Source organism: Kineococcus sp. TRM81007 (assembly GCF_022669155.1).
Taxonomy (GTDB): domain Bacteria; phylum Actinomycetota; class Actinomycetes; order Actinomycetales; family Kineococcaceae; genus Kineococcus.
In genome coordinates, this window is record NZ_JALBVB010000025.1 from 1 (window position 1) to 1,703 (window position 1,703).

General features: G+C 71.2%; 3 protein-coding genes. 1 reads left to right on the forward strand and 2 read right to left on the reverse strand.

The window, feature by feature from the left end:
• Position 1 precedes the first annotated feature (1 nt).
• Positions 2 to 307: a DUF86 domain-containing protein gene (locus tag MN205_RS01725; protein WP_374115806.1), complete on the forward strand. Its 306-nt coding sequence runs from the start codon at positions 2 to 4 to the stop codon at positions 305 to 307.
• A gap of 109 nt (positions 308 to 416) precedes the next feature.
• On the opposite strand, the gene MN205_RS01730 is transcribed toward MN205_RS01725, so the two are convergent.
• Positions 417 to 968, reverse strand: coding sequence for a hypothetical protein (locus MN205_RS01730; protein ID WP_242123722.1), 552 nt, complete (start codon positions 966 to 968; stop codon positions 417 to 419).
• 164 nt (positions 969 to 1,132) lie between these two features.
• The coding region (locus tag MN205_RS01735) for a transposase (protein WP_242123724.1) at positions 1,133 to 1,703 on the reverse strand (571 nt) is incomplete at its 5' end.

The window sequence follows — 1,703 nt, forward strand, 5'->3', positions numbered from 1 at the left end:
GCTGGACGTGCAAGCGGCCCTGGATGCCATCGACGCTCACACCCGTCGCGGCGACCTGCCCGACGGCCTGGTCTTCGACGCCGTCCGTGTGCGGCTGATCGAGATCGGCGAGGCCGTCAAGGCCGTCCCGAACGAGGTGCTGGCCGGTGAGCCGGACCTGCCGTGGTCGGAGATCGCCCGCATGCGCGACCACCTCGCCCACCGCTACTTCGACACCACCCACGCCATCGTGGCCGCCACCGTCAGCCAGGACATGCCCGAGCTCAGGCACGCTGTCGAACGTCTGCTGGAGGACACCAGCGACTGACGTCGGAACGCATGCACATCCCGCCTCCCGCGCGTTGGTGCCCGGCGGTGACAACACGGCGTAGCGCTTGCCTGCAACGCGTTCGCGCACCCTCGAAGCAGTGCCGCGCTCAGCGCGGCGCCGTCCTCGGCATGATCCTGTCCTCACCCGTGCTGGCCATCGAGTGCAACGCAGCACCGGCCACCGGGATCAAGCGAGCCAGCACGGGATGGCCGCCACGGCGGGCCAGTTCGGGACCGAGACGACGCATCAAGGCCGTCAGCGCCGGCAGCGGCCGGACGAACAACGTGACCTCGCTGATGAGCCCGTCGGCGTCCAGGCGCAGGCGCTGGGCCTCGTGCAGCCGCACCCCTGCGACGCTCCCCTCGTAGAAGAGGGCCGCGGCGCGGCCCTGGAGCACCTGATCGGTGTACACGATGCCCTCGACCGCCTCCAGGGCCACCTCCAGCAACTCGTGCACCTGCGCGCGGCCGGTGAAGGCGAACCGCTCGGTGATCGGTGAGATCAACCGGACGTCCTCGCTGAGCGCGCTCACCGCCGCAGCAGCATCGCGAGCTTCACCGGCAGCCCTCCAGCGGGCGATCGCCTGCTCGCTGCGGGGCTCGACGTCCCCGCGCTGCCCGACCTCGTGCCCGGCCTCGTGCCCCGATGCCTGCTCCACGCCTGCTCCTCACCGACGGCCGACGCCGGCACCGGGCCGGTGCGCACGGGCACCGGCCCGGCACCGGCTGGAGATCAGGACGCTGCCAGAGTCAGTTCAATGCCGAAACCCCCTAGGGTGGTGCGGTGCGCCAGACCGGCTCTTCGGATCTACGGGTGGGTAGCTCACCCTGACCCGCGGCGTCGTCGCCAGGGCCGGGTGCCGTCGGCGGCGAGCAGGATGCGGATGCGGTAGTTGGCGAAATTGCGGAACCCATGAGCCAGGCGGCGGGTCTTCTCGATGATGAGGTTGATGGCCTCGGTGCTGCCGTTGCTGATGCCGTACCGGGCCGGGTCGTCGTCGAAGTAGGCGAGCACCTCCACCCGCCATGACCGCAGCGTCCGCCCCAGCCGGGCGATTTCCGGGATCGGGCAGCGGTGGAAGCTGTCGAGCACCCGCTGCGCAATGACCCGACCCGCAGCCGGGGTCGGGGCGTGGAACATCGAGCGCAGGTCCTGGTAGGCGTGCCAGGCGACGGTGACCTCCAGACCGGGGTCACCGGCCTGCAGCGCCGCCTCGAGGCGGGCCCGGCCGCGGTCGGTCAGGTTCTCCCGAGCCGATGTCAGCAGCCGCCGGATGCGGTACAGCGGGTCGTCGCGGTGCCCGCGCCGCCCCAGGGTGGCCTGCTGGACACGGCGGCGGACTTCGTCCATCGCGGTGGAGGCGAGCTTGACGACGTGGAAGGCATCCAGAATC